Source organism: Microcoleus anatoxicus, from assembly GCF_042465725.1.
GTDB lineage: Bacteria > Cyanobacteriota > Cyanobacteriia > Cyanobacteriales > Microcoleaceae > Microcoleus > Microcoleus anatoxicus.
Window position 1 is genome coordinate 275,798 of the sequence record NZ_CP120853.1, and the last position, 26,470, is coordinate 302,267.

Consider the following 26,470-nt stretch of genomic DNA (forward strand, 5'->3'; position numbering starts at 1 on the left):
AAGATGCTACCCGCGCGGGGTTAGCAAATACGCGCTTTCCCACAGTCCGGCGGGGGTTTAAACCCCCGCCTCATAGCGAAAGTCGGTTAAAAACCGACTGCGGATTGTGGGGAAAATTGCAATGATTTTTTCAGTCCTCTTTCAGAGGACTTTCGCTATGAGACAGGGAATTCATTCCCTGTCGGATTGTCAGACTCACAAACAATATCGGTGCTCCATTTGATATTAAGCTGACGCACCCTAATAAAATCAGCCAGTAAGGTACATTTGACACTATCATATATTTGTGTTACAGTAATACTACATGAAAAACAGACAAAACAAACTTAAACAAAAATGCCCTACGAAAAATTAGAAATATCAACCCCAAAACCCGTCCTATCTTGGGCAAATCACGCCCTGGGCGCCAAAGAAACCAATATGGCAAAAAATGTAGCATCTTTGCCATTTGTATTCAAACACGTCGCCCTAATGCCCGACGTACATTTAGGCAAAGGTGCTTTAGTCGGTTCCGTAATTGCCACAAAAGAAGCGATTATTCCAGCGGCTGTCGGCGTTGATATTGGTTGTGGCGTAATTGCTTTAAAAATGCCATTCAAGGCTCATAAATTAGAAGGCAAACTCAAACAAATTCGCCTCGATATTGAAGCAGCAATTCCTGTGGGATTTGCCGAAAACAAAGAAGTCGAAAGAACAGTCACAAACTGGCAAGAATGGCGCGAGTTTAAGGAACTTCATCAAGGCGTACAACACCAAGAAAGTAAAGCCCTAAAACAAATGGGTTCCCTCGGTGGTGGTAATCATTTTATTGAGGTTTGTGTTGATACCGAAGACTTTGTTTGGCTGATGCTGCACTCCGGTTCTCGCGGTATTGGAAATTTGCTCGCACAGCACCATATCGAGACTGCAAAAGATTTAGCTAAGCTGGCAGAAATTAGTCTGCCTGACAGAGATTTAGCTTATTTTGTAGCGGGTACAAAGGAGTTTGCGGCTTATTGGCACGATTTGCAATGGGCGCAAGATTATGCTCGTTTTAATCGTGATGTGATGATGAATCGGTTTAAGCACATTGTGGAAAAGCACGTTGCGGGTGGCAAACCTACTAAGCCTTTGTTAAAGGTGAATTGCCATCACAATTATGCCGAAAAAGAGGTGCATTTTGGCGAAGATGTGTATGTGACTCGCAAGGGTGCTGTACGGGCAAATGTACAGGATTACGGGATTATTCCGGGTTCGATGGGGGCGAAGTCTTTTATTGTGAAGGGGAAAGGTAATGTGGAAAGTTACTGTTCTTGTTCTCACGGTGCGGGGCGGTTGATGTCTCGAACTCAAGCGAAGAATGTGTTTACTCTGGATGATTTTGTGCGTCAGACTGAGGGGGTTGAGTGTCGGAAAGATGAGCAGTTTTTAGATGAAATTCCGGGGGCTTATAAGCCTATTGATGAGGTGATGAGTCAGCAGTCGGATTTGGTGGAAGTTGTGGCGACTTTGAAGCAGGTTCTTTGTGTCAAGGGGTGAGAGGGAGAATTTGGTGCGATCGCCCGTTAGCGGAGCCCTCGAAGAGGAGCGCATTTCTGATGATACACTTATAGGCAGGAATCGATATAAATTCAAGCTTGAGGAAAATAGGCATGGTAAATATTGAATATCTGACCAACAAAGACGGAGAGGCGATCGCATCTTGAGGAGTAAGGTAAGCTACAAAGGTAGGTATTGAACTCGATTAACAAATTCTTCCAGTTCGCCAAGTTTAGTAATTATTTTCAAGTCGCGGATACAATCACCAATGGAAACGCGAGACTGACGAGCAAAGAGCACACCAGAGAAGTTGATATCTTCAGCTTGACGACGTTTTGCTTCAATTAAAAAATCTTGGTCTTGTGAAAACATAACTCGCCCAAGCTCCATAGCTCGATCGAGTAAAATAGTATCTGGTGTACCAGCACGTCCATCTTCTTGAACAGTTAAAACATCTACATCTCGAAGACGTAAACCAACTGTAATAGCTGAATGGATGTGTTCATCCATATAAAGTGCTAGACTCATTTCAATAGCCTTTGAGCGCGTAGTCTAGCAGCAAAAGGAGATTCGCCAGCTTCAATTTCTGCCTGTTTAACATACTCTTCTCGTCGCTTGATTTCGGCATCGAGTTCTTGTTTGCGATCCCAATAATAAGCTAAGGCAGAAAGAATTTGGCTCATAGTTAAGTAGCGATGATTGAGGTGCAATTCTGCTGGACTCCAACCATAAGCTATTTGAGCTTCGACTAATTCAACGACTTTCATCGTAGTTCCGGCTATGATGGGAACATTGTTTTCATTGAGTTCTATATATTTATAGTCGGTCTTTGTAAGTGTCATAGTTCTTGCTTTAATTCAGAAGTTTGCTCAAAGTTTTTACAGGCTCGATTGTATGCGGTTTGATTTAGCATTGTTAGTTCCTCAGTCTATTAGTTTTATCCTATCGCATCTTGCAGCGAAGTTATTACTCCCCAGGGCGATCGAGATTGATGAATTTCTTGCTATTGGTAGGCAAATACATCAACATTAATAGATTTCACAGGTTGTGATTCTCCATGTAACATTAATGATTATAACATTTTCACCGACTTCTCTAATTTCCTGTTCGCTGATATTTCGCTCTACAGTACGCCTAAAAGCATGGCGACTAAATTCAAATTGACCAGCTTGGAGTCGATCGCGAATTTATTCTATTTTTTTCACATCAATTTTCGGTTATTACTTTTTCAATCCATTGTACAATAGCTGCTACCAAGTCTTGTTGTTGGGGTGAAAAAGTTTGCAGCGGAATATCCCCTGGTTCGCGCACCACACAAATCCCGCGATCGAATTTGCTTAAAGCTTTCAGAAATGAATCGTTAAATCCTGTGGGTGTGGCTGAGAGTGCGGTGGAATCATAGCATATGAAAAATAGGGGAATTTCGCTTTGGCGGCGCAGGGAATTCCAATAGAGTTTGAGTTTTTGCATGGTATCTGGATACCCATTTTGCCACTCTGGACAATTTTGATTTTGCATTTCATCGTAAATTTCTGGGGCGGGGTTTTCGGGGTCGATGAATTGGTGAGTGTCGATGCAGATTAGTTTGACTTTGCTGCATAAATCGGGTCGATCGTTAATGGCTTTGGCAAGGTCTTGAGGTAAGTTTGCTAAGTTGAGGCTTTCTGTAAAAAAGATCGCATCACCCCAAATCCCGACCATTGATATCGCTTCGAGAGTCCACATTCGATCGCACAAACAACACCAAAAAGGGGAAATTGAACTCTTTTCAACTTCCCCCCTCTTCACAAATATTCGACTTTCTGAGCTTTTTCTCTAGCAAGCCATCTGTCGCGACTCTTTTTCTAGCAAGCGCAGCAGTCTTTCATCACCTTTAGCCCTGGCTACTTGCTGTCTGCGATCGAGAATATTGCAGATATGCGCCCGGTGGACTGTCGCCACTTCCTCAGCTTTTGGATAGGATGGAGCCGCTGCGATCGCCATCGTTGCTGCGGTATCAACCGCTACGTCCTCTTCAATTTTCGGAGATGGTCGATCGCTCCTGTAGCCTACCCCACGGTACTGCAAATCCTGGGGGTGCTGAGGCATCGGAATATGTCTTGGATAACGATAGTTCCAGTTTTGACCCCGATATTTGCCCGCTACTTCGCCTTCGGTCATCTCAACTGTCGGAATGTCGTAGTCGTAGTTAGCACCGCGATAAGCTAGTTTCATATTTTTTGATCCTTATAGGTCGATAAAAAGGGTATTCAGCTCTGGTTTGCTTTTTGATATTCAAAAAAATCTTACTTTCTGTATTGTATTTTACCATTTTTCCAAATAACCAGGAAAATTAACAAAACTTAATATTTAAGCTGCCAAACCGCAGAAAAAAGCCCGCCTCCGCGGACTCTAAGGGTTTGCTGGGGGTCGATCGACCCCCAGTCAATCAATAGGTGACTTCCTAGTGGTTTCGTTAAAAAAGGAAGTTAGGGGTAACACAGCTCAGAGAAAAGCCTCTAGCCCACTGTTACTTGATCGGTTTGCACGCCCGTGGCGCCCTCTTCGGCAGAGGCGATCTTCACTAACTTGTCGAGAATTTCTTGACTGGGAACCTGGCCCTTGAGAACCACCGTACCGCTGAGTTGAGCCACCCATACGGAGTCAATATCAGCAACTTCGGAGTCTTCGTCAAAAGCCAAAGCAACTCGCTTTGCTAGCCCGCTTTCGTCAAAATTCCCGTCTGGACCTACCTTCGCAGGAGCGATCGATTGGGACTGTGCCGCTTGCTGTACTACTTGTGTCATCGGCTGAGCCTGGGGTTCAGGCTTTTCAAGTCCGAACAGTCTTTTGAACCAACCCATTGTAGATTCTCCTGAAAATACAGTTTTTTATAAGATAACTTTAGAATTACCAAAAACCAAAAAATTTGCTAAAACTCACCTTTGGACTGATTTTTTCGGTTTTTGAATTATGTTGATGTTGCTGTTTTATGTAGGGGACGACGATCGCTACGCCCTGGATACCAAGCGCGTGAGTCACTCTCCAAGTCTACCCCCCTCAATTTTGATAATATTTTTCCGCTTCCAACCAATTCAGTTTTAGCAAACCATCATCTCCCCATGTCAGCTTAGCAGTGGGTTTAATTACCTCGACACCCAAAGCGCGAATAATTTGGGCCGCCACAGCCTTGGCTAATAGTGGTGGTACAGAATTTCCGACTTGACGAAAACCGTGCCATTTGGTGACGTGAAATCTAAACCAGTCAGGATAAGAATGTAGTCGTGCTGCTTCCCTAACCGTAATGCACCTCGGCGCGATCGGGTGAATGGGCCTCGGCGAAGTATAAGCCCCTCTAGCCCTGTCTGTTCCTGCTCTGAGAGTGTTGCAAACTCCGTCGGGGTGCAGTTTGTAAAAACGGCCGATCGGCTCTTTTTCCCCGTGTTTTGCCGCCATAAACCTTTCGATACATTCCTGGGAATGTTTGGTGCGCCAACTAGAAGAGAGGATTTGTCTATCGTACTCGCGAGGGTAGGAATAATCATCATCGAAAGAATCAATACCGCGCATGATACTCGCGTAGTCACTAGATTTTCCATACTCCGCCATTACCCAATCTCGGTACAGCAACTCGCTGTATAGTTCCACTTCTGGCAAATCTCCAATGGCCTCCATAACTGTTGGGACAAGAGGCAAATCAGGATTATTTTTACCTTTTCTTTTCCGCTGGCTAGGATCGATTTTATGATTTAATTTTGGAAGTAAAGTAATCGGTGGAGGATATTGTGGTAATTCACAACCAGCCTTAGAACCCAGGAGAAACAATCTTTTTCGAGCTTGGGGAACTCCGTAGTGAGCGCTATTGAGAACTTGATAATTTTCTTCTACTTGATAGCCTGCTTCTATAAAGGAACTAATTAAAAAATCGAGAAGCCCCTTATGTTCTCCCGCCTTGATTCCCGGTACATTTTCCATGACAAAAAACTTGGGTTTTAGTTCCAAAACCAAGCGTTGAAAGTGAAAAATTAAAGAATTGCGCGGGTCATCTACATCGCGCTTACCCATCATTGAGAATCCTTGACAGGGCGAACCACCGATCACTACGTCTATCTGGCGCTTACCAATGGGAGAATTTTTCCTAATTTCCGCTCCGGTTAATAGTGCGACATCTTTACACAAAATAGAACAATTAGGGAAATTAAACTGGTGGGTAGCACAATGAATAGGGTCAATTTCCACAGAGGCAAGTACATCAAAACCTGCTTGTTCAAAACCCAGTGTCATGCCACCGGCACCTGCAAATAAATCAACAGCGATCGGTCGCTTTTTCCGATTGCTTGGCATAACCTTTTAGAACCAAATTTATGTTAATTTGCTACGTTTAATTTCAGATATTTCATAATTTCCGCAGCAGCGCGATCGCACACCCCCACGTCTCCCAAATGTTCCCGCATTTCCCGATAACCATCCAAAGTCTGCTGTCGTCGATCGCCATTTTGCAGCAATTCCAGCCCGTGAAAGACTATATTTTCCGCAGTCGCCTCGTTTTGCAACAACTCAGGGACGATCGGCTTCATTTGCACCAAATTGGGCGGAGACATAAAAGGAATCGAAAATTTCAGCAAATACTGGGCAATAATCGCCGTAATTCGACTGACGCGATAGAGGACAACTTGGGGAACATCCAGCAAAGCCAACTCCAAATTAACAGTACCAGATTTAGCGATCGCCAGATCCGCAGCCGCCAAAATTTCCAGAGTTTGATTTTCTAGTAAAGTAGCGCGCAAACCAAAATCTGCAATAGCTGCTTCGATTTGGCTGCGGAAAGCAGATTGAGACAACGGAATCCAGAAATGAACTGCCGGCAATTTAGCTTGAATAATTTGAGCAGCCTCAAATATGACAGGCATCAGGTACTTCAACTCTTGGCTTCTAGAGGCAGGAATTAGAGCCACTGGCACCTGTTCCGATGGAATTCCCAAAGTTTTGCGGGCAACTTCGCGACTGGGCGCAGCCTGGATTCTATCCACCAAAGGATGACCAACCCAACTGACTTGGGCGCCTTTTTTTTCAAAATAAGTAGCTTCTTCGGGAAAAATGGCTAATATGCGATCGCAAATATTGACAATCAAAGAAGTATTGCGAGGAGAAATAGACCAAACCCACTCTTGAGGAGCAATATACCAAAGCACCGGCAACGAAGGCAAACAGCGGCGGATGTAGCTACCAATACCTAAATTTGGAGTTAAATAATCAATCAATACAACTACATCGGGCGGAGAATCTTTTAGGTATTGTTTAGCTTTTTTTTGAACTTGGATAGTTGGCCAAATATAGGGGACTGATTCTATAAGTCCCATGGAACCAATAGCCACAGTATCGGCTAAAATAGTAGCGCCAGCTTCCGCCATCCGCTGCCCGCCCAATCCGACAATCTCTAACTCTAAACCAGCGGTAGCTGCGTGACGTTTTATGGCACTAATTAACAAAGCCCCTTGCAAATCGCCCGAAACCTCACCAGTGCTAATAAAAATTTTCATATTCTGAACTTTAAACAGGTGAGATGTTTGCTAATAACTCAGTAACAGCATCATATTGATCTGGCATATTAGCACAGCGTAGTAGTAATTCTAAGTCTAGATTGGGAAGGAATGTACTCCGGGTAATCTGCTGATAATTTTCACCTCTTAAATTGTAGAGAGATAACTGACTATTTTGCCAAAACCAGACTTCCCGAATCCCCAACCTTTTGTATAATTCTAGAGTATTGATCCCGTCACCTGGTATTATCACTTCGATAGCTATATCTGGGACTGTTTTTTCGGTTCCTATGTCATAGCAATCATCCACCTCTTTTCTACCGCCTAATTCTCTGTCACCCAGAGTCGGCCCGCCCTTACCGTAAAATCGAATGCCATTTGCTCTCATATATGCCTCTAGCAACATACAAAGAGTTTTCTTGATTATTTCGTGTTCGGGCGAGACAGTCATAATTTGCAGTATTCGATCTATATAGAAAAATTTTACGCCGCTGATATCTTTAAAAGCTGCTTCTATCGCTTCAAATTGCTCCCAACTAACACATGAGAACTTAATGCAGCCATCTTGTTCTGTTTCAGGGGATGTAGATTTGACTGAAGTCTGTACATTCATAGGACGATAGTCGTTTAGTTGATAAGTTTATTCTACATGATTCACTTTTTCCCTGGAATCAAACCGCGTCTGGGTTTGGTGACAGACTCTTGCACAAAAGTCCGCAGGTGCTGCAAATGGGGGTTTTTGGGTAATAAATCTAAGTGTTCCAAAGCTTGATTGAGAGTATAGCCCGATCGGTATAAAATCCGAAAAGTCTTCTTCAAAAGATCTAAATCTTCTGGTGTCAAACCAGCCCGTTGGAGACCAATTTTGTTAAGCGATCGCACTCTCGAAGGATTCCCCTCGATTAACATATAAGGAGGGACATCTCGATCGATTCTGCTCAATCCGCCCACCATAGACAGCCGGCCGATATGGACAAATTGGTGAACCCCCAAAACACCGCTCAATCGAGCCTGAGACTCTATTTTAACGTGTCCGGCCAAAGCCACGGCATTAGCTATAATTACTCGATCGCCGATCCAGCAATTATGACCAACGTGAACATAAGCCATCAATAGATTATGATTGCCGATGGTCGTGCTTTCTCCCGGTTGGGTAGCCCGATTAATAGTCACATATTCCCGAATTAAATTATCGTCCCCAATCTCCACCCTAGTTAGAGAACCCTGATATTTTAAATCTTGAGGTTCCAAACCAATAGCTGCGCCGGGAAAAATTTGATTACGAGCACCTATTTCTGTGAACCCATCGATAATTGCATGAGCGCCAATCTTAGTTTGTGGCCCGATTTTCACTCTTTCCCCAATTACAGCATAAGCTCCCACTTCTACAGTAGAGTGAAGTTCAGCGCGGGGATGAATCACAGCAGTTGGGTGAATCAATGTCAGCATTTTTCAGTTTTTTATAGTAATTGGTAATTGGGAATCGGGAATCGGGAATCGGGAATTGGTAATTGGTAATTGGTAATTGGTAATTGGTGATTGGTGATTAGTAATTAGTAATTGGTAATTAGTAATTGGTAATTGGTGATTCATAATTAGTGATTCATAATTAGTGATTCAATGAACCACTATTAGCTGTTAGCTATTCCCGATTCCCCATTCCCCGATTCCCAATTCCCAATTCCCCATTACCCATTCCCCATTCCCAAATTTAATCTACCATCGAAAACATCAATTCTCCTGAACAAGCTTTTTGTCCGTCCACTTCAGCCATCGCCTGCATTTTGGCGAAGCGTCGGCGTTTTACCCACAACAATTCTACAGTCATCAGCAACCGATCGCCCGGTACAACCTGACGGCGGAACTTGACTTGATCGATGCCAGTAAACATCCACAATCCTTGCTCAACATCAGGCAATTGAGCCAGAATAATACCGCCCACTTGAGCCATCGCTTCCACAATTAATACCCCCGGCATCACCGGTCTTCCTGGAAAATGCCCTTGAAAATGCGGTTCGTTGAAAGTCACATTTTTAATCCCTACAGCCCGCACTCCCGGCACGTAATCAATAATCTTGTCTACCAGTGCAAAAGGATAGCGGTGAGGCAACAATTGCTGAATTTCTTCCACAGTAAAAGTGGATTTAACGATCGCAGAATCCTGACCATTCTCGGTGAGAACAGATGCAGAATTAGTATGATTGGGGGTGTTAATTTCGTTAATTTCAGTGAACGTAGACATTAAATCGCGTGTTAGATGGTGAGTAGTAACGGAGATATTGAGCATGGATCAAGCTGGCAATCTCAGGGCTAAGCCAAGTTGGACGTGTAAATTGTGACTGGCTTTGTAAGCCAAGTAGTGAGCTGTTGGCCAAGTTCCCAGCAGACTGAGATCGCCTACTAAGTCTAGGATTTTATGGCGTACTGGTTCATTTGTAAATCTCAAGGGCGGGTTGAGCCAGCCGGAGCGATCGCAAACTAAGGCGTTGTCTAGGCTACCACCTTTAATCAAACCTGCTTGTCGTAATTGGTCAACTTGGCGGGCCAGTCCAAAAGTCCGAGCCGGGGCGATCGCACTAGCAAAACTTTCTGTCTCTGGCGACCAACTGTACCATTGATTGCCGATCGCAGGTTCCTCAAAATCAATCCCGTAGCTAAACCGAGTTTCCGCAGCAGGTAAAGCAGCCACAAAAGCATCCCCATGACGCACCCAAACCGGATTCTCGACGGGTGAAAGTTGGGGGTTTTCTGGAGGATGCACCAATTCTTGGGCGACTAATCCAGCTTGGGCGATCGCCTCCACCCAAACCAGGGCAGAACCGTCAAGCAGAGGCACTTCCGGGCCATCAACCTCAATTCGAGCATTATCCACTCCCATGCCAGCCAAAGCCGCTAACAGATGCTCTACAGTGCGAATGTGAGCATCACTTGTACCTGTCAGTTCTGTCGAAAGAGCAGTCTGAGATACGGCTTCAACTGTTGCAGGAATAATTGGAGCACCGGGCAAGTCAGTTCTGACAAAATAGCGACCTTCCCCAACTGCCGCGGGCAATATTCGGACGCGAGTCTGTTCGCCACTGTGCAAACCAACTCCCGACAGTTCAAATTCAGAGGCTAAGGTACTTTGAGTCATGAGTTATGGGCATTGGGAATGGGGAATGGGGAATGGGGAATGGGGAATTGGGCATTGGGAATTGGGCATTGGGAATTGGGCATTGGGAATTGGGCATTGGGAATTGGGCATTGGCATTCTACTCGTTACCAGGCTCTGCCTGGTAACGCCGATCGGTCGGCTCTGCCTCCATTTTCCCTTAGCAACGCGAGGCAGAGCCTCTAGACATCGGTTCCCAGGCAGAGCCGGGGAACCAGTTACATCCTAAGATGTGCTTACTCGTTACCAGGCTCTGCCTGGTAACGCCGATGAGTTATGGGCATTGGGAATGGGGAATGGGGAATGGGGAATGGGGAATGGGGAATGGGGAATTGGGCATTGGGAATTGGGCATTGGGAATTGGGCATTGGCATTCTACTCGTTACCAGGCTCTGCCTGGTAACGCCGATCGGTCGGCTCTGCCTCCATTTTCCCTTAGCAACGCGAGGCAGAGCCTCTAGACATCGGTTCCCAGGCAGAGCCAGGGAACCAGTTAGCCACATCCTAAGATGTGCTTACTCGTTACCAGGCTCTGCCTGGTAACGCCGATCGGTCGGCTCTGCCTCCATTTCCCCCTAGCCACGCGAGGCAGAGCCTCTAGACATCGGTTCCCAGGCAGAGCCAGGGAACCAGTTAACCAGTTAAAACCAATTAAACTAATAACCAATAACCAATAACCAATAACTAATGACTACTGACTAATGACTACTGACTAATGACTAATTAGAATCTCTCCCCAATCCCAAAGTGAATTTGATTGTCACCACTGTCATTGATACCGTAATCGATTCGGATCGGACCTAACGGAGATTGAATCCGCACGCCGAGGCCGTAGCCATAACCACTACCAGGTTTTCTCCTGATACCAGCCGGATCGCCTGGGACATCTTTACCCGTTCCCAAGTCTGTACCCGCGTCAATAAATAGGGCACCACCGATAAACGAAATAATCGGGAAACGGTACTCAACACTGGCTTCTAGGAAACTGCGACCAGCCCCCATGTCCCCTTCGTTGTATCCCCGGACAGAGTTAGCGCCGCCCAAGGCAAAGGCTTCGTAGGGAGGCAAATCTCCGAAGATGGTGCCGGCTTTAAAACTAAATGCCAAGGTTTGAGGGCCTGGGGTAAAGTTGGTGTACTTGACTGGGAGGTAAAAGCTGTAACTGGCTCGCAGGCGGTTGAGCAGGATGCTGCCGGAACCGACAGGAATTGATTGTTCGACCCCAAATCTGAGCAGGGAACCGCTGGTGGGGCGCAGGGGGTCGTTGCGTCGATCGCGCACAGCACCTGCTTGCAATGTTGTCAAGTCATCGGAACCGGAATTGCTAAAACTCAACAGATTGCCTAGTTCGTCCTCCGATTCCCGTCGGCCTTTGCGATCGGTAATGGCAATCCGCTGGTACTGCAAGCCCACAGAAGCCGTCCATTCAGAGTCGGCAAAAGGATTCCGCGACAGGGGACGGGTAAAATTGATGGCGGCACCGGTGCGATTAATCCGGGGTCGATCGCCATTGGGTAGATACACTTCCTGGTCTCCACCGTCAAAAATCACGCTGATCGATCGTCTTCTAAACACATTAATCGTGTAAGAAGTCCGATAAGGATCGCCAGCAATCCAGGGGTCTGTAAAACTCACATCAAACAGATTTTGACGTTCCCCGATTTGTACCTCCGCCCCCAACTTCTGGTTCCTACCGCCCAAATTTTGCTGCTGGTAACTCACCGTACCGAACAAACCCGTAGCGGAACTCAAACCCGCACCCGCGGCGAGAGAACCAGTATTTTTCTCAATCACATTGACAATTACCCTTGCCTTACGGGGGTCAGCCGTTCCCGGTTCCAAAGCCAGCCGCACGTCTTCAAAAATCCCCAAACCAAAAACCCTTCTCAAATCCCTTTCCGCCTTGGTGCGGTTGAATATATCTCCAGGTTTTTGTTCTACTTCGCGGGTAATCACATAGCGGCGGGTATTCCCACCAATGGGCTGACCAGTCGCATCCGTGGCTTCTCCTTCCTTGTTGAGGAAGCGAACATCAATGGATTCGATCTGACCTTCTGCCACTTGCAGCGTGACTGTCCCGTCATCTGCGACTTGGGGTGCTTCGGTAATTTGGCCCAAAACAAAGCCGTTGTCTTGATACCAGGTATTAATTTTTTTGACTCCCTCCTCAAAGCGGCGGAGGTTGAGAGTTTTGCCGTACTGATCCCGGAAGCTTTCGTCCACAATGCTTTGGGGGAGCACTTGCTGACCGACGATGGTGACTCCTCGCAGCACTGGATTTGCCTGGACGATGAAGGTCACTCGCACGCCCAAAGGGGTGTCTTCTGGTACTGCACGCACATTTTTGAAAAAGCCTGTGGCAAAAATAGCGTTGATGTCTTGTTGCAGTTGGGTACGGTTGGTTGTCCGTCCCGGTTGAGTGGTGATGACTCGGTAAATCTCGCTTTGCAGGTCTCCCGTCGCCCCGCTGACGACCACTTCTGCCACTAGCACCTGGGGCTGGGCTGGCCCTGTGGGCGCGGGGGTTGGTCTTGGCTGGGGTGCACCGGGGGGCAAAGCAGGAATTCTGTTAGGTTCTGGTGTTGCAGGGGCTGGCCTGGTCTGGGTCGGTCTGGTCCCTGGTGCTGGTCTAGTTGGAATTTGGGCGTTTTGAATCCCCCCCGATTCCTCTGGTTTCACCTGGTCTACTGCGACCGAGGCTGGCGAAACCGCGGTTTCCGAGGGGGGGACTTGGTTGCGTTCCTGTTTCGCTTCTAGCTGGGAATTTTGGCTGCTAGATGGGAGTCCGCGATCGTCGGATTCTACATCGGCTTTGGGGTCTAAGCTGGGAGTCGCCATGGGGGGCGACGGTTCTGTGAGTCGGTTTGGGGGTTCGCGGTCGTTTTCTCCCCTCCCAGGGGCGGCCGCCACTATTTTGAGGGCTTCTATTTTAGTGGCTTTGGCCACAGCCCGGTTTTGAGGAGGATTTTCGGTTAATTCTCCCTGGTTTCGATCGGGCGATTCGATCGCCTCCACGGGAGGAATGGCGGCCGATACTTTCTCTGTAGATTCAGAGTAGGATGTTTGGCCGGAAGCAGAATTTGAGAGTCCGAATGTTGCTGAGACAGTTAAAACTGCCACCAATACAGCAGATAAACGCATTTTTGTTCACTTGTTTGGAATCCACACACCACATTAGTCATCAGTCATCAGTCATCAGTCATTAGTCATTAGTCATTAGTTATTGAGTAGCTTGAATTTGCCGCTGAATGCTAACTGTTGACTGCTGAGTGCTGAATGTCCGTGACAAACTGTGCAATTTTAGCGCATTGCCAAGGCCTCTAGACTTTCTGAGCTAGAACCCGCTGGAGAACTTGCTGGTAAGCGCTTTCCACTGAACCCAAGTCGCGGCGGAATCGGTCTTTGTCCATCACACGGGCATCGGGATCGGTTTCTGCGTTGTCCCAAAGTCGGCAAGTATCGGGACTGATTTCGTCGGCAAGGATCAGGTTTTGATGTTGGTCTATACCGAATTCCAGTTTGAAGTCTACCAGGGTGATGCCACACTGGCTGAAAAATTCTTTGAGAATTTCGTTGATTTCTCTGGCGGCGCGATCGAGTTGGTCTACTTGTTCTGGGCTCGCTAGCTGCATCAGCAGCAGTCTGTCGCGAGTCAGCAGCGGGTCTCCCAAATCATCGTTTTTGTAATAAAACTCTACTAATGGGGGATTGACAATTGTGCCGATCGCCAATCCTGTTTGTTTGCACAGACTACCGGCCGCGATGTTTCTGACTACGACTTCTAAGGGTAAGATTTGGACGCGGCAAACTCGCATCTGGTTGGGGGCTGGCGTGTCGATGAAGTGGGTGGGAATGCCTTTGGCTTCTAGCATCCGAAACAGGTGGGCGGATATGGCATTGTTGATTTCGCCTTTGCCGATGATGCTACCCCGTTTCTGGGCGTTAAAGGCTGTGGCGTCGTCTTTGAAGTAAGTCAGCAAAATTTCGCTGTCTTCGGTGGAATAGAGGATTTTGGCTTTGCCTTCGTAGAGTTTGCGATCGGCTGACATGGCGATGAATAATTTAGATGAGTTTAAGATTTTACCAAGAAATTGGGTCTAATCACTTACGAGCTCGTTTCCGATAGCAGTTGATATGAATCATCCATTTGGCAGATTACACCCGCCGATAGATGCGATCGGGGACTGACCCATGATTTGATTTCGATCGCACGGATTCTGGCCTACCGCGCGACACAATACAGAAAGCACAGGGTACAATTAAATTCATCTCTCGCACATACTGCACACAAAAAAACTATAAAAAGGCTGATTTATGGAAGAAAAAAAAATTAATATCCTGTTGGTTGAAGATGATGAGGTTGATGTGATGAACGTCCGCCGTGCCTTCAAAAAAAATAACATCCCTAACCCTCTTTATATAGCTGGCAATGGATTAGAGGCTCTTGCTATTTTGCGCGGACAAGCTAAAATAGATCCTGTAATGCCTCAAGCCCGCCGATTGATTTTGTTAGACTTGAATATGCCTAGAATGAACGGGATTGAATTTTTGCGAGAATTGCGGATCGATACAAAATTGAGGTCGATTCCTGTGATCGTACTCACAACTTCCAATGAAGATAGAGATAAGGTAGAAGCTTATAATTTAAATGTGGCTGGTTATATTCTTAAACCAGTCACTTTTTCTAATTTTGTGGATGTTATGTCTACGCTGAACAAATACTGGATGTTAAACGAGATACCATAACATAAGTTAATTAAAAAAATCTAGCATTTCTCAGTAAGATTAGGTACTCTCGGAGCTAGGGCAGACTTCAACTTATTGAGAACTGCTATATAAATTTTATATTTTAGATTGACATTTTAAATTATTATTTACCAGGCAGTCATTTCTGAGTAATCCACAATGGAGTTGCTATGAAAACAGGGATCAAAATTCTGATAGTTGATGACGATGAAGTCGATCGGATGACAGTCAGGCGATCGCTCAAATCTGCCGGGGTTGTGGTGGAAATTTCGGAAGCAGAAAATTGCGCATCAGCCCTAGAAAAATTATCGATCGACCAAAATGATATCGCGGCTGCCAGACTCTCTAAACAGGAGCAATCTCAAAACCAGATGGAGGTTGAGAATACAGAAAATTCCCTGTTTTCAAATCAGATATTTGACTGTAAATTTGACTGCGTATTCCTCGACTACCGATTGCCAGATGGAGACGCACTGACGTTGGTACAAGATATTAGGGTAGTGGGTTTTAAAGTTCCCTTAATTGTGCTTACAGGTCAAGGTGATGAACAAATTGCTGTGGAATTGATGAAGGCAGGAGCTTCTGATTATATCGTTAAATGCAAGCTGTCTTCAGATAGTTTATCCCACAGCTTGTACAATGCGATTCGGGTTTATCGCGCCGAATCTCATGCGTTTCATAGCAGTCAAAAACTAAAGGAAAGTGAAGAACGCTATAGGTTAGTTTTAGAGGGAGTTAACGATGGAATTTGGGATTGGGATTTAACTAAAAATGAAGTTTATTGGAACGATCGCCTGTTGGAGATGATCGGTTTGGGGCGATCGCAATTTGGTCATACCATGGAAGCTCTATACACGCGACTTCACCCCGAAGACAAAGACGATATTATCCAGGCGATCGAAGCTCACTTGGAAGCAGAAATAGACTATAACGTACAATTTCGCCTGCTGCACTCCAACGGTGCTTACCGTTACTGCACCTCCCAAGGAAAAGCTCAACGGAATTCCCAAGGAAAAGCAGTGCGGATGGCTGGCATGATTAGCGACATTACCGATCGCAAAAACGCAGAAGATGCTCTAGAAAGAGAACGGCAGCAACTGAGACAAATTATTACTTGCGTGCCTGTAGCAATGGCGATGTTCGATACAGAAATGCGCTATTTAGCTCACTCTGACAGATGGCTGACTCAATTTAATTTAAACTTACCATCCCTGAGTACCTTAAGCCATTACAACTTGTTTCCAGATATCCCCAATGGGTGGAAAATGTTGTATCAACAAGTGCTAACAGGCGAAATAGTTTCTCGTAGCGAAGATGCTTGGGAACGAGCCGATGGCTCTATTTTAATCCTGCGTTGGGCCGCCCACCCTTGGTATAATGCCGATGGCCAAGTCGGGGGAATGGTGATGGTTGCTGACAAGATTAATGAGTTGGTGGAAGCGCGAGAAACTGCTCTGAAAGCCAGCTTGATTAAGTCGCAATTCTTGGCAAATATGAGTCATGAAATTCGCACTCCCATGAATGGAGTTTTGGGGATGGCTGAATTATTGGTACGTACTCCCCTGGAACCAAAACAGCGGGAGTGGGTTCAAACTATTTACCATAGTGCAGAACATTTGCTGATGGTAATTAATGATATCCTCGATTTCTCTAAAATTGAAGCCGGAGAAATGCGGTTGGCAAAAGAAAATTTCGATTTGGATAACTGCCTGGAATCCGTGATAGAAATGGTGGCATCTTTAGTCGAGGAAAAAGGTATTGAATTCAATATTGTAGTTGAAAGTTCAGTACCTAGAAAATTGGTGGGAGACTCTAGCCGATTGAAGCAAATATTGCTTAATTTGACCGGAAATGCAATTAAATTCACCGATCGCGGTCAAATTTTAATTTATGTAAACGTTAAACGCGATAAACAAAATAAAGATAATCGGCAAGGAGATAAATTATTATTTTCAGTGCGGGATACTGGCATTGGAATTTCGCCAGAAGGCCAGACAAAGCTGTTTCAATCTTTTTCTCAAGTAGACAGTTCGGCGGCTAGACAATATGGTGGCACGGGTTTGGGTTTGGCTATTTGCAAGCAGTTAGTGGATAGGATGGAAGGTGAAATTGGGGTGCGGAGTTCCATCGGTAGTGGTTCGACTTTTTGGTTTTCTATACCTTTGGAAAAACAGTTGCAAGCAGAGCCAACTCATCCTGAACTTGTTGGTAAAAAGCTGTTAGTAGTCTCTGGAAGCGCTTTGATGAGAGCCGCAGTACGAGCCTTTGCTCAAACTTGGGGAGCTCGCTGCGATGAAGCAGAAACTGCTGCTGCTGCTTTGACTTGGTTGACAAGTGCCAATAGCCGGATGTCTTCGCAGTTGGAAGCGGGGGAAAACGGCTGCGATGTCGTGTTTGTAGATTTACAAATGCCGGATTTGGAGGCGGAGGAATTTGTTGTCCAACTGCGATCGCTCTCGGCAATTAGACCGTTAATCGCGATCGCATCTTTGGGCGAACAACCCAAAGCTGAAGCGCTTTGCGATCGAGGTTTTAGCGGCTATTTAATGAAGCCTGTGAGGGCTTCTCTGCTGCTGCCGGCTCTGCTGTGGGCAGTGAATGGTAGAGGAGAGTTTGGGAGCGCTTTTGCAACCAATAGTTGCGATTTGCCGGTGGTGAATTCTCAATTTTTTACTTCCACTAATTCCCAGTCATCCCTCAAGATTTTGCTAGCGGAAGACCACCAGATAAACCAACAAGTTATTGTTGCACAATTGGCGGTTTTAGGCTATCAGGCTGATTGCGCTAGTAATGGGAAAGAAGCACTGGATTTGCTGGCTGCTAACAGCTACGATTTGGTGCTGATGGATTGTCAAATGCCCATACTGGATGGTTACGAAACAACCCAAAAATTGCGGGAACAAGAAAAGGGCGATCGACACACTTTTGTGATTGCTTTAACTGCTCATGCCATGCCGGGAGAACGAGAAAAGTGTCTGGCGATGGGCATGGATGATTACCTCAGCAAACCAGTAGATTTGGCGGCCTTAGCGGCTGCTATCAACACTTATGAAGTAGAAACAAATATCTCGAAAAATAACTTTAACCATAAAAATATCGATCGCAAAAACAACGATAATTCAACCACAATATTTACCAACCCATTGCCAAAACAGCTAGTTTCGGCTGTGTCGCCAGAACACCAAATCGCAGTTCAAACTTGGGAATATGGAGACTGCGACGGACTGTTTGACCAGCAAAGATTGGAGCAACTTGGACGAGTTAATATTAAATTGCCTCAGCGAATTTTGCAATCATTTGTGGAAAATGTAAAAGTAGATTTAGAATCTGCCCAAAATGCCGTCCTAGCTAAAGATTGGCAAGTTGTGGAATATCAAGCTCACCGTATTAAAGGAAGTTCTGCCAATGTGGGAGTTACCTTGATGTCGGATTTAGCAGCACAATTAGAGGTTCACGCTCGCAGTTTTCAATCTCAGCAACCAAATGTCAAATGGGAAAAAAATGATGGTATTGATAACATCCTAGGGAGTTTGTCAAATTACTTATTACGAGTTCAGCAATTTATAGAAAGTATCATGTTAAAAGGAGATGAAATTTAAAGCTTCTCAAACTCTAATTTATCCAGAAATTTGATGCAGTTGGTATACAATAGGCTCAAAATTAAGAAATGGCATTAATTTTAGCTTTGACATCCTCCCCGGCGTGAACGCATGGGGATTCCCAAACCTTACGATTTAGGTTTCTGCTTCTGTCCCTGACGGGGTTTCGCACCAGCCTTCACAGATTTACTCTGTTCGGGTCTTACGGTCGCTCCACAGACTGCAACGGCAAGCCCAGCCGCCAAAATGTTCTTTGCTGCATTGATGTCTCGGTCATGGTGCGTCCCGCAATTAGGACAATCCCATTCCCGGATATTCAACGGCATCTTTTCAACGATGTGGCCACAATTGCCACATCGTTTTGAACTCGGAAACCATCGGTCAATCTTGATTAAAGTACGGCCGTACCACTTGCACTTGTATTCAAGTTGTCTGACCAATTCACCCCAACTTGCATCATTGATAGCTAGGGCGAGTTTCCGATTTGTAACCATGTTTTTCACAGCTAAGTCCTCAATGGCAATTGTTTGGTTTTCGCGCACCAGTTGAGTGGTTAGTTTGTGAAGGTTATCTTTTCTTGCATCAGTAATTTCTTGATGCACTCTCGCTACTTTGAGTCGTGCTTTGTGGCGGTTGTTAGACCCTTTTTGCTTTCGGCTTAAAGATTTCTGCGCTCTCCTGAGTTTTCGATACTTTGCCTTAAATCCTTTGGGATTGGTAATTTTTTCACCAGTGTCCAGAGTGAGTAAACTCGCAATTCCTAAGTCAATGCCAACTTGATTGTCGCAGGAGGGTAACGTCTTAATCTCAACATCTACCAAGAGAGAGACTGACCACCTACCAGACGGTGCAAGCTTCACACTTAAGGTTGATGGTGTCGCACCGCTCGGCAGTGTTCGACTCCAGCGAATAGGCAGTGCTTGCGCGCACTTTGCTAAGTAAACTTGTCCGTTTTTAAACTTAAAAGCAGATTTGGTAAACTCTGCGCTACCGCCATTCCGCTTTTTCTTAAAATTGGGGTATTTCGCTCGCCCATCAAAGAAGTTAGTATAAGCTGTTTGCAGGTGTCGCAAACATTGCTGCAATGGCACGCAGCTAACTTCATTAAGAAAATCCAGTTCTTCCGTTTTCTGACCTTCGGTTAACATACTAGAAGTTTCAGCATAGCCGATTCTCTTTTGATCTTCATACCATCCTTGGGTCCTTGCGACTAAAGCACGGTTATAGACCAAACGGGTACAGCCCAGTGTGCGTCGCAACAAACTTTCTTGTTCCGGCGTTGGGTAGAATCGATAGCTGAAGGCTTTTAGTGTCATGCTCACCTTGAGCGCGTTACTTTCACACTCTAGCAAGTCCCGTGTGAAATAGCAGGTTTTAACAAAACTTCAAGTAAAGCCGTCCTAAAAGGACGGGGTTTCTACCCATTTTTCTGATGACTTATGAATCCGAACTCAACATTATTTCCCCGATCGCACCCTTAGAAAATAATCCCGAATTACTGACACCTCTACCTCTCATCGCTTTTTATCGGGAATTTTTGCTGCATCAAGAGCAGGTAGAGCCTGGTAATCAAGAAAATCAGGTGATTCTTGGTAACGAAGGAGTTGGGGTGGATTTCCTGGTGGAAAAAGTGGCTCGCTGCTGTCAGAAAAGCCCCGTTGGCAAAAAATTACCCACGGCTTTTTATGTTCATGTTTCGGCTTTAGCAGCACTCCATCCTGTCGTCAGAATTTATGAAAAATGTGCCAGACAAAATCTCCCAAATATTGATGAAGCAACTGTCATTAAATTTCAGCTTCGTCAACCGAAAATCTCTTATCTTTTTTACCCAGATTTTGATACGGATGCTCACCCAGCTTTACAAAAAAGTATCCAAATTAATCTGGAAACCGGAGAAGTTAAATGTATCGACTACAGCGCTAGTGAAAATCCACCAGTTTTGCACCGTAAAGAAACTTTTGTGACTGCGGATTATCCCCATTACCAGAAGTTTGCTCAACTGACTAAATCCGAAGAACAATGGGGACTCCTTGACAATACTAGCGTTATTGGAACTCGCGAAGGTTGGCTGAAATATTTGGGATATTGCGGTGTGAAAATTCAAGATCATGCTGTGGTTGAACGTGAGAAAGAGGAGAATAGTCACTTATCAATGCCGAAGATTGAGCGACACAAGGCTGCGATGCTGCGAAACTCTCTTTCTAAACCTGTGCGTTTGCTTTTAGAATCTGATTTATTTATTGATGGCGATACTTTTTTTGATTATGGTTGTGGTTATGGTGGGGATATTAAACATATTACTGAAGAAGGTTATGCTGCTGCGGGATGGGACCCTTATTATCAACCAAATACTGTGCTAATTCAGGCAGATATTGTGAATATTGGTTATGTGATTAATGTGATTGAGTCTTTGGGGGAACGGCGAGAAGCTTTGCTGAATGCTTGGGAATTGACTAAAAAAATATTGGTGGTGGCGGCTCAGGTATTAATTGATGATACGGATCGAGGTCAAATTGCTTATGGGGATGGGGTGATTACTTCTCGCAATACTTTTCAGAAGTATTATGAACAGGAAGAGTTGAAAAATTATATCGATCAAGTTTTGAATGTTGATGCAATTCCTGTGGCTTTGGGGATTTATTTTGTGTTTCGGGATGTTGCTACAGGTGAAGGTTTTCGGGCTTCTCGGTTTCGATCGCACTTATTGACGCCTAGAGTGCGATCGCAAGTTAAGCGTTTTGAAGATTACGCCGATATTCTGGCTCCTTTGATGGCTTTTGTGAGCGATCGCGGCCGCCTTCCCGTCAAAGGCGAATTAGCTTCAGAAGCGGCGATTAAGGGGGAATTTCACAGTTTTAATCGGGCTTGGAGGGTGATTTTGCAAGCTACGGATGCGGATGATTGGGAGACAATCGCCGACAAACGCCGCCAGGATTTGTTAGTATATCTCGCTCTCAACGGTTTGGGCGATCGACCTTCTCTTCGTCAACTCCCCGCTCAAATTCGTAACGACATCAAAGGTTTGTTTGATAATTATCAAAAAGCTTGCACTTTGGCAGATTTAATGCTATATAGTTTGGGGAAAAGTGAGATTATTGGTGATTGTTGCGAAGATAGTGCGATCGGCTACAAACAACCAGATTCCCTTTCAGTTCACGTCTCTGCATTAGCCGAACTAGACCCTTTATTGCGACTCTATGAAGGCTTAGCTAACCGTACCATTGGTCGTCTAGACGGTGCTACAATTATCAAATTTTACGCGGATAAACCTCAGATTTCCTATTTATTTTATCCGGATTTTGATGCTAATCCCCATCCCGCATTGCACACTGTCATGCACATAGATTTACGCGACCTTTCGGTAAAATATCAGAAATTTTATAATTTATCTAACCCGCCTATTTTAGTGAGAAAAGAAGCATTTGTCACTCCTAATTATCCCCATTACGCCAAGTTCGATAAACTGACTCGCCAAGAACAAAAATTAGGCATTCTGGATAGTTGCTTAGTTCAGAAGCATCAGGAATGGCAGAATTGTTTGGAGGAAAATTGTGTAAGAATTAAGGGTCATAGCTTGTTTTGGCGATCGAATGCTGACCCAGAAAGGTTGAAAATGTTGCAAAAAGCTGCGTCGCAACGTCACTCATCCAAAATTTATGTGGATGGGGGAAAGATGGAAGGAACCGCAGAGGACGCAGAGAGCACAGAGGATGGGAAAGAAGAGAGAGAATGATGGATATCAATTCCGGTGGTACTGAAATTGATATCATATAAAATCCTCTCTTCTCTTCCTTCGCGTCCTTGGCGCCTTCGCGGTTAAATCATTCCGATACAACCGAAATTGATATCACAGGCGTCTTAACAGCCTTGGAGGTTGCTATATTAATGCAAAAAGTGGCGCACGTCGGTGAAAACCATTGTGATTCCGAGTTGGTTGGCGCAGTCGATCGAATCTCGATCGCGCATACTTCCTCCCGGTTGGACGATCGCACTTATTCCCGCAGCCGCCGCCGTTTTTACCGAATCATCGAAGGGGAAGAAACCATCGCTAGCTAAAACTGCTCCTTTGGCTTGTTCTCCCGCTTGTTCTAAAGCTAGTTTCACCGAACCGACACGATTCATTTGTCCCGCACCAACACCGATTGTCGTGCAATTTCGCGTCACCACGATCGCATTTGATTTAACGTGTTTGGCGACTTTCCAAGCAAACAGCAATTCTGCTAACTCTGGTGCTGTCGGCTGTTTCTCAGTAACTACGCGCCATTTACTCGTATTTTCTACTACATTATCTGAGTCTTGCACCAGCAAACCACCAGCAATTATTTTAACAGTTTGCGGAGGTCCTTGGGTCAAGTCTGGCAAAATTAACACTCGCACTTTTGCCTTTTTCTTGATAATTTCTTCGGCTTCCGGTTCGCATCCAGGAGCGACAACACATTCTAAAAATGTCTGAGTTAATGCTGTGGCTGTAGCTGCATCAATCGGGCGATTTAGTGCTACAATGCCACCAAAAGCCGATACTGAATCCGTGTCAAATGCTTTTTGATAAGCTTCAGAAATAGTTGTTCCCAAGGCTGTACCACAGGGATTTGTATGTTTGAGAATAGCCGCCGCTGGACTGTTGGGAAATTCGACAATTAGTCTCCTTGCTGCTTCTAAATCTACTAGGTTATTGTAGCTTAATTCTTTACCTTGTAGGATAGTGCTCGTCGTCCAGCCTGTGGGTGTAATTCCGCTTTGATACCAGCTTGCGGCTTGGTGGGGATTTTCGCCATAGCGCAGAGTTTGCAGTTCTTTTGCTGAAACATTAAACTCGGTGATTGGCGAGGAATTTTCAGGGTATTGACTGCTGAGATAAGCGGCGATCGCGCTGTCGTAGTTGGCTGTATGTTTGAAGGTTTCTAGGGCGCATTTTTGCCTAAATTCTAAGGAAGCTGCACCTCCGTTTTGGCGCAGTTCTTCTAAATAAGTATTGTACTGGTCTGGATTGCACAAAACTGTGAGATGAGCGTGGTTTTTAGCCGATGCTCTCAGCATGGCTGGTCCGCCGATATCTATCTGCTCAATGGCCTCTGCTAGGGTAACTCCATCCTTGGCAATTGTCTGTTCAAATGGATACAGATTGACAACCACTAAATCAATGGGGCGAATCTGATTTTCGGTTAAATCTGTGAGGTCTTCTGATACATCCCTACGTGCTAAAATACCGCCGTGGATGCGTGGGTGGAGGGTTTTGACTCGCCCTCCCAAAATTTCGGGAGAACCGGTATATTCTGCAACTTTGGTGACGGGGATTCCTGCTGCTTTGAGAGCCGCTGCTGTTCCGCCGCTGCTGATTATGTCAAATTCAAATTCTGCTACTAAAGTCCGTGCTAACTCAATTAGCCCGGTTTTGTTGGAGACGCTCAGAAGTGCTAGACGTGCCATTGGTTTGAAGTTGCGATCGCAAAAATAGACAGGTTACATTCTAGATCAACTTTGGCTGCATCGCTAGAATTTAATCATTACCAATTTCTGATTATTTTTTATTTTTATCTTGTAAAGCTGAGCTTGCTCAGCTTTCTACTTATCTTCATAAGATCTTCATAAAACTATATTAATTTATGTTGAGTAGTTTTTTGAATAGTCTGGAAAATAGCTAATGAGTGATGATAGATAATGAGCACACCGTCAAAGTTAAAATTTCACCTTAATTTTATTTAATAATAATTAAAGATGATTACTCGAATCCGTGTGTTAGCATCTATGGTACATTGTTGTATTTATCAAGAATATTGAGCGGAAAGCAATGTCAAAAGGTTAATTTAGTTTAAAAAATGAGAGGTATTAAAGATGTTTTCTAAAGATATAGAACAAGGAAATCCAAGCAATAACGTTGCCATTTTATCAAACACAGTACCTAAAAATAGCGACTTGACTTCCCAATATCTACTTTCAAAAAGTGTAGGAAATACTTCAGTATCTAGTCAAATGTCAGAAGCGTATAGTTTTAATTTGTGCGAATTGCAGCAGATGGAAAAAGCAATAGAACAATTAAAGCAAGATTTAAAAGCTAGTGAATCGAGGTTTAGGAATGCGATCGAAAAAAATGCAGATGGCATGGCAATTGTCAATAAACGAGGACTTGTTGCCTTTGTCAACCCATCAGCAGAAGCACTGTTTAACTGCAAGGCGGAGGAACTTTTAGGGAAAGAGTTTTTTGGTGTTTTGGTAGTAGAAGGTTCTGCGTGCGATATTGAGATGGAGGCAGATATTATTCCCCAAGTTGGAAATACAGATCGCACAGGAATGCGTGTCGTGCAAACAGAAGTGAAAGCTATTCGCAAGGACAAAGAAAATGCTGTGGTAGAAATGCGGGTGGTGGAAACGGAATGGGAAGGCGAAATGGCTTATTTGGCTACGCTGCGAGATATTACCGATCGCAAACGCACACAAGAAATTCTCTGGTTGTACGATCGGGCTATGGCGGCTACTAGCACCGGCATTGTGATTTCTGACGCGACTAAACCCGAACATCCGATAGTATATTGCAATCCCGCATTTGAAAGCATCACAGGCTATCAAAGGCAGGAAATCCTGGGCAAAAACTGCCGTTTTTTGCAGGGAATTGATACCGATCCAGCAGCCTTAGAAATAATTCGCCAAGCCTTACAAACCCAAAGTGAATGTCAAGTAATTTTAAAAAATTATCGGAAAGATGGAACCGCTTTTTGGAATGCTTTGTCCATATCTCCAGTGCGCGATCGCACTGGGAAACTAACTCATTTTATTGGTGTGCAAAGAGACATCACAGAACGCAAAAAAGCTGAGGAAGATTTGCAGATTTCCGAAGCACAAAGTAGAGAACAAGCTACTAAATTAGCCGCAGCACTTCAGGAAGTCAAAGAAACTCATAGCCAATTAGTGCAGAGTGACAAAATGTCTAGTTTGGGATTGCTCATTGCCGGTGTCGCCCACGAAATCAATAACCCCATCAGCTTCATTTCATGCAATCTCGGCCATCTGAAAAACTACACTCAAGACTTGCTACACATTCTCGAACTTTACCAGCAGCAATATCCCGAACCCGCAGCAGAAATTCAAGCAGAAGCAGAGGCGATTGAACTAGATTTTATAGCTGAAGACTTACCGCAAATACTATCTTCAATGAATGTGGGAGTTGAGCGCATTTCCCAAATAGTCCAATCTCTGCGAAACTTCTCGCGAAACGACAATTCAGAAATGAAACCGATTAATCTTCATGAAGGAATTGACAGCACGCTGTTAATTCTCAATCACCGCTTGAAAGGAAAAGGAGAAACGCCACCGATTAAAATCGTCAAAGAATACGGAGATTTACCCGCTGTCGAATGTTTTTCGGGGCCAATCAACCAAGTATTTATGAATATTCTCAGTAATGCGATCGATGCATTAGATGATTGGAATCAACAGCGAGGATTAGCAGAAAGCCGAGGCAATCCCAGCCAGATTAAGATTAGCACAAAATTGATGGATACGGTTGGCGATCGCTTCCCTGCACCCAATTTTGCAGAAATCACCATTACCGACAGCGGCCCCGGAATGAGCGAACAAGTCAAACAGCACATATTTGATAGCTTTTTTACTACAAAACCCATTGGGAAAGGCACGGGCATGGGTTTGTCAATTAGCCATCAAATAGTAGTAGAAAAACACCAAGGAGAATTAGATTGTATTTCCGAGTTAGGGAAAGGAACAACCTTTATTATCAGAATCCCTATCAAACAATAAATCAAGCAAGACCAAAAACAATTACGATAATCAAAGCGGTTTTTACTCAGGAGTTTAGTCCTGAGTAATTCAACACCGAGAGAGAGGACGAAAGTCCTCACTACCAATAGCAGCGTCGCAACTTATATTAATTCCGGTTGTATCGGAATTATTAAACCACAGAGGACACAGAGGACACAGAGAAAGAG

General features: G+C 44.8%; 22 protein-coding genes. 7 read left to right on the forward strand and 15 right to left on the reverse strand.

Annotated elements, in window-relative coordinates; translation table 11 throughout:
• The first annotated feature begins 336 nt into the window (after positions 1-336).
• On the forward strand, positions 337-1,518 hold the full coding sequence (locus tag P2A85_RS01200) for an RtcB family protein (RefSeq protein ID WP_377477112.1): 1,182 nt from the start codon (positions 337-339) through the stop codon (positions 1,516-1,518).
• 180 nt (positions 1,519-1,698) lie between these two features.
• On the opposite strand, the gene P2A85_RS01205 is transcribed toward P2A85_RS01200, so the two are convergent.
• The 11 genes from P2A85_RS01205 to lpxC form a co-directional block, all read right to left on the reverse strand.
• Positions 1,699-2,046 carry a DUF5615 family PIN-like protein gene (locus tag P2A85_RS01205; RefSeq protein WP_377477113.1) on the reverse strand — a complete coding sequence of 116 codons (348 nt, stop codon included), beginning with the start codon at positions 2,044-2,046 and terminating at the stop codon, positions 1,699-1,701.
• On the reverse strand, positions 2,043-2,360 hold the full coding sequence (locus P2A85_RS01210; protein ID WP_377477114.1) for a DUF433 domain-containing protein: 318 nt from the start codon (positions 2,358-2,360) through the stop codon (positions 2,043-2,045). Before P2A85_RS01210 ends, P2A85_RS01205 begins: the two co-directional genes overlap by 4 nt.
• 364 nt (positions 2,361-2,724) lie before the next feature.
• Positions 2,725-3,243, reverse strand: coding sequence for a hypothetical protein (locus P2A85_RS01215; protein ID WP_377477115.1), 519 nt, complete (start codon positions 3,241-3,243; stop codon positions 2,725-2,727).
• A 90-nt stretch (positions 3,244-3,333) separates the two neighbouring features.
• Positions 3,334-3,732 carry a DUF4278 domain-containing protein gene (locus P2A85_RS01220; RefSeq protein WP_377477116.1) on the reverse strand — a complete coding sequence of 133 codons (399 nt, stop codon included), beginning with the start codon at positions 3,730-3,732 and terminating at the stop codon, positions 3,334-3,336.
• A 284-nt stretch (positions 3,733-4,016) separates the two neighbouring features.
• Positions 4,017-4,361 carry a BON domain-containing protein gene (locus P2A85_RS01225; RefSeq protein WP_341738571.1) on the reverse strand — a complete coding sequence of 115 codons (345 nt, stop codon included), beginning with the start codon at positions 4,359-4,361 and terminating at the stop codon, positions 4,017-4,019.
• Positions 4,362-4,557: 196 nt separating this feature from the next.
• On the reverse strand, positions 4,558-5,841 hold the full coding sequence (locus P2A85_RS01230; RefSeq protein WP_377477117.1) for a DNA cytosine methyltransferase: 1,284 nt from the start codon (positions 5,839-5,841) through the stop codon (positions 4,558-4,560).
• 23 nt (positions 5,842-5,864) lie between these two features.
• Positions 5,865-7,037: a lipid-A-disaccharide synthase gene (gene lpxB / locus P2A85_RS01235; protein WP_377477118.1), complete on the reverse strand. Its 1,173-nt coding sequence runs from the start codon at positions 7,035-7,037 to the stop codon at positions 5,865-5,867.
• A 10-nt stretch (positions 7,038-7,047) separates the two neighbouring features.
• Positions 7,048-7,650 carry a Uma2 family endonuclease gene (locus P2A85_RS01240; RefSeq protein ID WP_377477119.1) on the reverse strand — a complete coding sequence of 201 codons (603 nt, stop codon included), beginning with the start codon at positions 7,648-7,650 and terminating at the stop codon, positions 7,048-7,050.
• Between the two features lie 41 nt (positions 7,651-7,691).
• Positions 7,692-8,486: an acyl-ACP--UDP-N-acetylglucosamine O-acyltransferase gene (gene lpxA, locus P2A85_RS01245; RefSeq protein ID WP_377477120.1), complete on the reverse strand. Its 795-nt coding sequence runs from the start codon at positions 8,484-8,486 to the stop codon at positions 7,692-7,694.
• A 262-nt stretch (positions 8,487-8,748) separates the two neighbouring features.
• Positions 8,749-9,279: a 3-hydroxyacyl-ACP dehydratase FabZ gene (gene fabZ / locus P2A85_RS01250; protein ID WP_377477121.1), complete on the reverse strand. Its 531-nt coding sequence runs from the start codon at positions 9,277-9,279 to the stop codon at positions 8,749-8,751.
• A 48-nt stretch (positions 9,280-9,327) separates the two neighbouring features.
• Complete coding sequence (gene lpxC, locus P2A85_RS01255) at positions 9,328-10,170, reverse strand: UDP-3-O-acyl-N-acetylglucosamine deacetylase (RefSeq protein WP_377477122.1); 843 nt, start codon at positions 10,168-10,170, stop codon at positions 9,328-9,330.
• Between lpxC and P2A85_RS01260 the strand changes: the two genes are divergently transcribed.
• Together P2A85_RS01260 and P2A85_RS01265 are read left to right on the forward strand one after the other, a co-directional pair.
• Positions 10,169-10,417, forward strand: a complete 249-nt coding sequence (locus P2A85_RS01260; RefSeq protein ID WP_377477123.1) for a hypothetical protein — start codon at positions 10,169-10,171, stop codon at positions 10,415-10,417. The two genes, lpxC and P2A85_RS01260, sit on opposite strands and share 2 nt — an antisense overlap.
• 40 nt (positions 10,418-10,457) lie before the next feature.
• On the forward strand, positions 10,458-10,649 hold the full coding sequence (locus P2A85_RS01265) for a hypothetical protein (protein ID WP_377477124.1): 192 nt from the start codon (positions 10,458-10,460) through the stop codon (positions 10,647-10,649).
• 262 nt (positions 10,650-10,911) lie between these two features.
• Here P2A85_RS01265 and P2A85_RS01270 read toward each other — a convergent pair whose 3' ends face one another.
• Both P2A85_RS01270 and purC read right to left on the reverse strand, forming a co-directional pair.
• Positions 10,912-13,329, reverse strand: coding sequence for a BamA/TamA family outer membrane protein (locus tag P2A85_RS01270; RefSeq protein ID WP_377477125.1), 2,418 nt, complete (start codon positions 13,327-13,329; stop codon positions 10,912-10,914).
• A gap of 179 nt (positions 13,330-13,508) precedes the next feature.
• Complete coding sequence (purC, locus tag P2A85_RS01275; RefSeq protein WP_340518404.1) at positions 13,509-14,237, reverse strand: phosphoribosylaminoimidazolesuccinocarboxamide synthase; 729 nt, start codon at positions 14,235-14,237, stop codon at positions 13,509-13,511.
• A 265-nt stretch (positions 14,238-14,502) separates the two neighbouring features.
• Between purC and P2A85_RS01280 the strand changes: the two genes are divergently transcribed.
• Complete coding sequence (locus P2A85_RS01280; RefSeq protein ID WP_377477126.1) at positions 14,503-14,934, forward strand: response regulator; 432 nt, start codon at positions 14,503-14,505, stop codon at positions 14,932-14,934.
• A 170-nt stretch (positions 14,935-15,104) separates the two neighbouring features.
• Positions 15,105-18,533 (forward strand): response regulator, encoded by a 3,429-nt coding sequence (locus P2A85_RS01285; protein WP_377477127.1) that lies wholly within the window; start codon positions 15,105-15,107, stop codon positions 18,531-18,533.
• Between the two features lie 128 nt (positions 18,534-18,661).
• Here P2A85_RS01285 and P2A85_RS01290 read toward each other — a convergent pair whose 3' ends face one another.
• Positions 18,662-19,849 carry an RNA-guided endonuclease InsQ/TnpB family protein gene (locus P2A85_RS01290; RefSeq protein ID WP_377477128.1) on the reverse strand — a complete coding sequence of 396 codons (1,188 nt, stop codon included), beginning with the start codon at positions 19,847-19,849 and terminating at the stop codon, positions 18,662-18,664.
• 116 nt (positions 19,850-19,965) lie between these two features.
• On the opposite strand from P2A85_RS01290, the gene P2A85_RS01295 reads away from it, so the two are divergent.
• Positions 19,966-22,266: a DNA phosphorothioation-associated putative methyltransferase gene (locus P2A85_RS01295; protein WP_377477129.1), complete on the forward strand. Its 2,301-nt coding sequence runs from the start codon at positions 19,966-19,968 to the stop codon at positions 22,264-22,266.
• A gap of 149 nt (positions 22,267-22,415) precedes the next feature.
• On the opposite strand, the gene purH is transcribed toward P2A85_RS01295, so the two are convergent.
• Entirely contained in the window at positions 22,416-23,960 is a 1,545-nt protein-coding gene (gene purH / locus P2A85_RS01300; protein WP_377477130.1) for a bifunctional phosphoribosylaminoimidazolecarboxamide formyltransferase/IMP cyclohydrolase, read from the reverse strand.
• Positions 23,961-24,365: 405 nt separating this feature from the next.
• Between purH and P2A85_RS01305 the strand changes: the two genes are divergently transcribed.
• The gene (locus P2A85_RS01305) at positions 24,366-26,282 is read left to right on the forward strand and encodes a PAS domain S-box protein (RefSeq protein WP_377477131.1); all 1,917 of its coding nucleotides are present in this window, start codon (positions 24,366-24,368) and stop codon (positions 26,280-26,282) included.
• The last annotated feature ends 188 nt before the right edge of the window (positions 26,283-26,470 follow it).